Below are 7,530 nucleotides of genomic sequence, written 5' to 3' on the forward strand. Positions count from 1 at the left end.
ATAATCCTCCAAAATTAATCTATACCCACATCACAAAAAAGCCCCACCAACCTCAATCAAAGAGATTGCCGGAGCCACTTACACTATCTACACCTTAACAAACACATAAATTATACCAATAAACATTATGCGATTCATAGCAACAAAAAAATTTTAGTCTCACATCAACAAAGCTAGAATTTTTCATTATCGTTCAATTTTGACTATCTCCTCTTTCTCCAATGTCCCATTAAAAATGAGAAAAGCATCACACACATAAGTGCATGATGCTTAAAACCTGAATCAACTTAGCACGAAGCCTTGTTGATCAACGTCATTAGCGCTGATTCCTTACATATTATTATACATAATTTCTGCCGCCAGTGTCCTATAGATCTGGCAGCGTTACTATGGGATGCAGCGTGAAGTTATTCTGCTTTATAGCATTTGGTACATCTTGAAGTGAAGTATTACTCCACACAATAGCGTTGCGTAATACCGTATCTTTCATTTTCGCTTGTATTTCATCAAGAGTATCCTTATTAGCCTTGATGTATTCGGCCAAAGCCAATCGATAAAGAGCAACAAGCTGTGCTACGTATGCATTAGCATGCTTCATGAATGATGAATTATTGGGATCTTCCCAGTATGAATCGGCGATATTTGCTTTAGCAAATTCCTTCTTAAACTCCTTAAAGGAATCTATATTTAATACAAAAACAGTATTTACCTTGCTTTAATCAGATCTGGGAGTTTCAATTACTTGTTTAATGGGCAAGGCACCAATACAACGCTACTCATCTAATATACAATTAATACAATATGCCAGTGCATCATAATCCATAAAAACAGTATCCCGAGGAATACTATTTTTAGGTTGATATGTAATCCCTATAGTTTTTAAAGGTATTAGTCTATCCTGCCATAATTTCTTATCAGAAATTACTACTTTACGTAAGTTCTCATCAACATATGTGTCCAAGTAATTTTTAAATACTTTTTTAGCAAAGTCTTTTAAATTGTTCCATGCAGTTTTTATCTCTGCTGTTATATCTAGTTCATGTCCCCACTCATTAATTCTCTCCCTATCCTGGCGACTTAAACCATGAGTATCCATTTCGTCAGCATTAATTTTTACACGAAGAGTAGAGTGAAATCTTTGCTTGGGATCAGCTTCATTACTCATATCCGTATGCATTTTCACTCCTGACATTGGAATACTGGTATGCATAGCATAATCTCGAAGAACTTTCATATTCTTTTCCGTATTTTTATTTTGTAAATCGATAATTAAATCAGAAATATTGGCATTTTTATAATTTCGCTGAAAGCTTTTACAATTATCCACAAACATCCTATGCATAAGTATGTAAGCTGTTATACTGCTTTCTGTTAAATTAAAAACAGTGTTAGGATCTATTTTTCCAGCATCATATTGTGCTGTTAGGTCTTGTAATAAAGAAAATTGTAAATTTACATTTCGATATGCTCGATACAAATCTTGGATTGGTAAAAAGATTTTTAATAATTTGCTATAGTTTTCGAACTTTTCTTTATTTATTTGTTGAATAACACCAAAGGTATTAACTTGAACAAAAGCATAGCCTTCAAAAATTTTAATCATTCTTCCCTAATCACCTTCTATACTCAATATTTTTCAGTTATACCGCTTATTTATGTAATAGTTGCATAACTCCACTAATAATTTAAACAATGATCGCATGGTAGCAATTAGCTCTTCCGTTTTGGGTTCACTTGGATTATCAATATCAAGCAATAACTGAGCTGCTGCATGAGAAAGTGGATTATCGTTTCTTAGGTCATTCGCCTTTGAGATTATCTCATCTGTTTCATTTTGCTTATTCAAAATACGATAAACTTTTTGCAGTTGCTGTTTCTTATAATACCCACTATAAATAGATCCTTTTCCTTTTCTTCCTCTCCTCTTCGTTCTTTTTCTTTTATTCTCATCAAAATAGAAATCAATATTTGCAGTTGTTCTATCAAAATAATTTTTAAAAAATGCATAACTTGTTAGTATGTTGTTCTTAGAATATTCTATTATCGATTCAAAATACAAATAGTAGGAGATCCAACCTGAAGTAATATCGGCGTCAGTAACTGTAATTAAATTATTTATAGCAACACTTTCAAACTGAGATTTAAAATTACCAGTATAATCATAATCTAAGTAGGTAGCCAAATTATGATCAATATTGTAAATATGTGAGTAAAAGTTTCTAAACGAGGTTCTTCTATGAGTCAAATAAGTTATTGCCATAACTAAATCATAAAATGTCCATTCTTCAGCTTTTTTCTTCCCTAACATACTTAAAATAGGCTTTATTAGTTTACCGTCCTTAGTATTCAAGAACATAATGAATAATCTTTTGGGATCTACCCAAAAGAAGTCATCATATGCTATCAACTTTGAAAGTTCACTTAATATATAGGGATCTTGATATACAGAAGTTGCCCCTGAATTTATCTTTTTATCGTAAATTATTTTATTAAACAACTCATCTGGAACTAAATTACTATCACTTTTAAATGAACTATCAATTATCTTTTTATATTCTTTATAATCTAATTCATTATCAGCTAAAAGATCATTCAAAGATTTTAAAAATTGAAGAAATCTGTCTCCAATATTATTTAAGTTCAAATCAGAATCATCAACAATTTCAATTTGATCTTCACCATAAAAAGAGGTTTTAATTTCATTTTCTAATTCATCTGATCGCAAAAATTTAGTTTTCTCACTATTTATTGCTAAATCCTCTTTCTTTAAATATGAAGAATATTTATTTCTAATTTTATGAAAGCTTCTTATATCAAATTCATTTGAAAAAATATATAAATCATCAACATATCGTACTATTTTAAAATCTGCAATATTTAAATTGTTAGTTAAATAATCTACAAGTCTATTATCACTATCATTTAAATAAACGACTGTTGCCAAATAGGAACTTGCAATACTATTTTCAACTAATGGAAATCTTCCCTTTCCACAATATTGTAAAAATTCTTTATATATTTTTAGTTGATTTAATTGAACACTATCATTACAATTCACTTTTATTTTTTCTATCAATTTATCAACGTTAATATTAACAAAAAAACTAGAAATGTCTGTTTTTATGAAATAATCATATTTTGTCGCACATCTTTTACATTCACGATAAAAATAACTATATTCTTTACTATATTTGGCATTCATTGAACTATAATTACCTGAATAATAAGTTGCAATCTGAGTACTCCTAGTATTTTGATATTTCAACGAAATTTCTTTTCCTATAGCTTGAAGAACTAAGAATAATATTGGTGATAATAGTGTTGCATCCCGAAAACTACCATCCTTTTTTAAAAGATAGTTATCTGTAATCCTCATAACATCAGTAAATTGTACTATTGCTCCATTTTTTATATATTTACTATAGAATTTATCATTCATGAGATATTGCTTATCATTCCAAGTCATTTTAGAAAATGGATAAAATTGTAAGTAATTTCTTAATGATCCCGAACTAATCTTAAAATACATGTTACATGTATCCTTCCAAACCTTTTTAGAAATATGAAATAAATAGTTTGTAGTATCTTCCATTTTTCGCTCTATATATCTTTGTCACTAAAAAACCCCATTAACCTCACTCAGAGATTAACGGAGTTTTACAACATTTATAGCAATTTAATTATATCAATATCATATATTTTTATGTATCAAAAAAGCATCCCCAAAAGGGATGCTTCCTTCATCTATCCAATTACTTACCCAACTCATCAAAGAAACCTTGCTTCTTTAAGATCTCTAAGTAGCAATGAACTGCGTCAGGCCAAGTTGGTAATGGCTTAAAACCATTCTTCACCAACTTGCTCTTATCTAAACGTGAGTTGAATGGACGAACTGCTTTGGACAAACCATATTCGGCAGTGGTAACTGGCGTTACCTTGGTGTCGTAACCAGCTTGACGGTAGATTTCCTTGGTAAAGTCGTACCAAGAAATGTAGCCGGTCTTAGTACCATTTTCATCATAACCGCTTTCGGTTGCTGGTAATTCAGAATTGGTTGCGTGGTAATAACCGTACTTATCAGTCTCGATCATATCTACAAGCAGACGAGCCAAGTCAAAGGTGTAAGTTGGCGTACCGATTTGATCATCAACAACCTTAACTTCATCGTGGTTAGAACCAACCTTGAGCATAGTCTTGATAAAGTTATGACCGTTAACACCGAATACCCAAGCGATACGCACGATAAAGTATTTGTCCAAAGTATCGGCAACAGCCTTTTCGCCGCCTAACTTAGTTTCACCATAAACGTTCAATGGCTTGTAACCCTTGAAGTCAGGTTCCCATGGCTTGGTGCCTTGACCGTCAAATACATAATCGGTTGAAAGGTAAACCATTGGTACGTCTAACTTCTTGGCAACATTAGCAATGTTTTGCGTACCGCCAACGTTAACCATCCGGACAGCTTCAACCTTGTCATCATCTTCAGCCATATCAACAGCAGTCCAAGCAGCACAGTGAACAATCACATCTGGATTTACTTCAGTGATTACCTTATCAACTGCATCTGCATCGGTGATGTCTAAAGAAACGTATGGCATCTTGGTAACAGCACTGCCGTCTTCAACGCCACTGTATTCAGGAGCAAGGTCTGAGCCAACGCCTTCATAGCCACGCTTAGCCAATTCATTCATCACGTCATGGCCCAGTTGACCATTAACTCCAGTTACAAAAACTTTCATTAAACTACCTCACTAATTAAAACTTAAAGGTATCTTTCAAACCTTTCCATTCTTGGTCACGTTCTGCCATGTTCAACTTAGTACCATCGTCTAAAGTGTAACCACTAGCATCTGCGCTACCTGGATAGTCACCCTTAAGATGTGGCCACTTGATACCAATTTCAGGATCGTTCCAAGCCATACCACCTTCATCGTTTGGGTGCCAGAAGTCGTTAACCTTATAGCAGAATTCAGCAACATCACTCAATACAAGAAAGCCATGTGCAAAACCTTGTGGGATCAAGAATTGCTTCTTGTTTTCTGCAGTTAATTCAACACCGTACCACTTGCCGTAAGTCTTTGATTCACTTCTAAGGTCAACGGCCACGTCAAATACGCTACCACGTACAGCACGAACTAACTTAACTTGTGGGTAATGCTTTTGGAAGTGTAAACCACGAAGAACACCCTTAGTTGAACTTGATTGGTTGTCTTGAACAAAGTTAATACTAAATCCCGCATCCATCATGTCTCTTTGGTTAAAAGTTTCCATGAAGTAACCACGATCATCCCCATGAACAGTTGGGGTGATAACAGCTAAACCTTCAATACCGCCGACATTCTTTTCAACTTTAATTTGTCCCATTATTTTTCTCCCTTATTAAAAATTAATAACGTAATTTACCTTCTGCAACTGACTTCAAGTGTTTTCCATATGGACTCTTGCCATAGTGCTTTGCAGCTTCAAGCAATTGATCCTTATCAACCCACTGGTGGATATATGCAATTTCTTCAGGAGCTGAAATTGCTACACTTTGACGTTCTTCAGTCATCTTAACGAAGTTACTTGCATCTACCAAGCTTTGCATTGTGCCAGTATCGAGCCAAGCATAACCACGGCCGAGCAGTTGCACGTCCAAGTTACCTTCTTGCAAATACATGTCGTTCAAACTGGTAATTTCAACTTCGCCACGTGCACTTGGCTTAACTTGAGCGGCCTTTTCACTAACACCAGCTGGGTAGAAGTAAAGGCCAGTAACTGCGTAATTGCTCTTAGGATGCTCTGGCTTTTCTTCGATTGAGATTGCCTTGCCATCCTTGTCAAAATCAACGACACCGAAACGTTCTGGATCGTTGACATAGTAGCCAAAGACTGTAGCCTTGCCATTCCGAGCATCAGCTGCTGCTTGCTTAAGCAACTTGGTAAAACCGTTGCCGTAGAAAATGTTGTCGCCCAAAATCATGGCACAAGGTTCACCATTGATGAAGTCCTTGCCCAAAGTAAAGGCTTGAGCCAAACCATCTGGACTAGGTTGCACCTTGTATGACAACTTAATGCCAAATTGGGAACCATCGCCAAGCAACTTTTCAAAACGTGTTGTGTCTGCTGGAGTAGAAATGATCAAAATATCCTTAATTCCTGCAAGCATCAAGGTTGATAGAGGGTAATAGATCATTGGCTTATCATAGACAGGCAATAATTGCTTACTGGTTACTAAAGTTAATGGATAAAGACGAGTGCCTGAACCACCCGCTAAAATAATGCCCTTCATAAGTTTAGTCCTTGTCTAAAACCTTTCTGTTACCATACATTTCTTCGTAGTAGTTTTGGTAGTCGCCAGAGATGATGTTTTCCCACCATTCTTTGTTGTCGAGATACCATTGAATAGTCTTCTTGATACCATCTTTGAACATAGTTTCTGGAAGCCAGCCAAGTTCCTTGTGGATCTTATCTGGATCGATCGCGTAACGACGGTCGTGACCCTTACGGTCAGTGACGTGTTCAATCAATGAGTATGGCTTATCCAAGTAATCACAGATGAGCTTAACGATGTCGATGTTATGCATTTCGTTGTGACCACCGATGTTGTAGATTTCGCCTGACTTACCCTCTTCCAAAATAAGATCGATAGCCTTGCAGTGGTCTTCAACGTATAACCAGTCACGGACGTTTTCACCGTCGCCGTAAACTGGAAGCTTTTCGTTGTTCAAAGCTCTTTGGATCATCAATGGAATCAATTTTTCTGGGAATTGATATGGTCCATAGTTGTTAGAACAACGTGAAATAGTTACTGGCAAGCCATAGGTTCTGCCGTACGCACCGACAAGCAAATCGGCACTAGCCTTACTTGATGAGTATGGACTTGAAGTGTGAAGTGGTGTGTCTTCGTGGAAGAAAAGATCTGGACGATCAAGTGGCAAATCACCGTAAACTTCGTCAGTTGATACTTGGTGGAAACGTTTGATGCCGTATTTGCGACACGCATCCATCAAGACTGAAGTACCAATAATGTTAGTTTCAAGGAAAATTTCTGGATTTTCAATTGAACGGTCAACGTGGCTTTCTGCAGCGAAGTTAACAATTACATCTGGCTTTTCTTCTTCGAATAACTTGTAAACACCATCACGGTCGCGGATGTCTAACTTAACGAACTTGAAGTGAGGATTGTCCATCACGCTCTTTAAAGTAGACAAGTTACCTGCGTAAGTTAAACTATCCAAACAAATAATGTCATAATCAGGATGCTTCTTCATCATATAGAAGATGAAGTTAGAACCGATAAAACCGGCTCCTCCAGTAACGATAACTTTCATATAATTCCTCCGACTTAATACTTTGATTCACATAGATTATATTACCTTACGTAACGTCACCTTCAAGAGTAAAAAGAAAAAACACTCATTAAAAAATGGGTGTCTAGGGACCACTGTCCCACGCAAATTTAATAGGCTCTATGATAAATCCTGTTGATAGATTTCTATGATATTCTATCAATGGGATTTTTTGGTAGAAAAAAAGAGGCATAAGCCT

Annotated in this window: 7 protein-coding genes; all 7 read right to left on the reverse strand. The window is 35.6% G+C overall.

Going from position 1 to position 7,530, the window contains the following annotated elements; all coding sequences use genetic code 11:
* Positions 1 to 367 precede the first annotated feature (367 nt).
* Positions 368 to 598 carry a hypothetical protein gene (locus JEM49_RS02195; protein WP_201873427.1) on the reverse strand — a complete coding sequence of 77 codons (231 nt, stop codon included), beginning with the start codon at positions 596 to 598 and terminating at the stop codon, positions 368 to 370.
* 174 nt (positions 599 to 772) lie between these two features.
* Entirely contained in the window at positions 773 to 1,603 is an 831-nt protein-coding gene (locus JEM49_RS02200; RefSeq protein ID WP_201873428.1) for a hypothetical protein, read from the reverse strand.
* A 33-nt stretch (positions 1,604 to 1,636) separates the two neighbouring features.
* Positions 1,637 to 3,592, reverse strand: coding sequence for an AbiA family abortive infection protein (locus tag JEM49_RS02205; protein WP_087176309.1), 1,956 nt, complete (start codon positions 3,590 to 3,592; stop codon positions 1,637 to 1,639).
* 160 nt (positions 3,593 to 3,752) lie between these two features.
* Positions 3,753 to 4,739, reverse strand: a complete 987-nt coding sequence (gene rfbD, locus JEM49_RS02210) for a dTDP-4-dehydrorhamnose reductase (RefSeq protein ID WP_201873429.1) — start codon at positions 4,737 to 4,739, stop codon at positions 3,753 to 3,755.
* 16 nt (positions 4,740 to 4,755) lie between these two features.
* Positions 4,756 to 5,364, reverse strand: coding sequence for a dTDP-4-dehydrorhamnose 3,5-epimerase (gene rfbC / locus JEM49_RS02215; RefSeq protein ID WP_201873430.1), 609 nt, complete (start codon positions 5,362 to 5,364; stop codon positions 4,756 to 4,758).
* Between the two features lie 22 nt (positions 5,365 to 5,386).
* Positions 5,387 to 6,271: a glucose-1-phosphate thymidylyltransferase RfbA gene (gene rfbA / locus JEM49_RS02220; protein ID WP_201873431.1), complete on the reverse strand. Its 885-nt coding sequence runs from the start codon at positions 6,269 to 6,271 to the stop codon at positions 5,387 to 5,389.
* Between the two features lie 4 nt (positions 6,272 to 6,275).
* On the reverse strand, positions 6,276 to 7,313 hold the full coding sequence (gene rfbB / locus JEM49_RS02225) for a dTDP-glucose 4,6-dehydratase (RefSeq protein ID WP_201873432.1): 1,038 nt from the start codon (positions 7,311 to 7,313) through the stop codon (positions 6,276 to 6,278).
* Positions 7,314 to 7,530: the final 217 nt, after the last annotated feature.

Source organism: Lactobacillus sp. A27, from assembly GCF_016742815.1.
GTDB classification, from domain to species: Bacteria; Bacillota; Bacilli; order Lactobacillales; family Lactobacillaceae; genus Lactobacillus; species Lactobacillus gallinarum.

What these genes read in the sequence shown, in the direction of transcription:
- JEM49_RS02195 (WP_201873427.1), bottom strand. Translation starts at nt 598, where the DNA reads ATGAAGCATGCTAATGCATACGTAGCACAGCTTGTTGCTCTTTATCGA.
- JEM49_RS02200 (WP_201873428.1), bottom strand. Translation starts at nt 1,603, where the DNA reads ATGATTAAAATTTTTGAAGGCTATGCTTTTGTTCAAGTTAATACCTTT.
- JEM49_RS02205 (WP_087176309.1), bottom strand. Translation starts at nt 3,592, where the DNA reads ATGGAAGATACTACAAACTATTTATTTCATATTTCTAAAAAGGTTTGG.
- rfbD (WP_201873429.1), bottom strand. Translation starts at nt 4,739, where the DNA reads ATGAAAGTTTTTGTAACTGGAGTTAATGGTCAACTGGGCCATGACGTG.
- rfbC (WP_201873430.1), bottom strand. Translation starts at nt 5,364, where the DNA reads ATGGGACAAATTAAAGTTGAAAAGAATGTCGGCGGTATTGAAGGTTTA.
- rfbA (WP_201873431.1), bottom strand. Translation starts at nt 6,271, where the DNA reads ATGAAGGGCATTATTTTAGCGGGTGGTTCAGGCACTCGTCTTTATCCA.
- rfbB (WP_201873432.1), bottom strand. Translation starts at nt 7,313, where the DNA reads ATGAAAGTTATCGTTACTGGAGGAGCCGGTTTTATCGGTTCTAACTTC.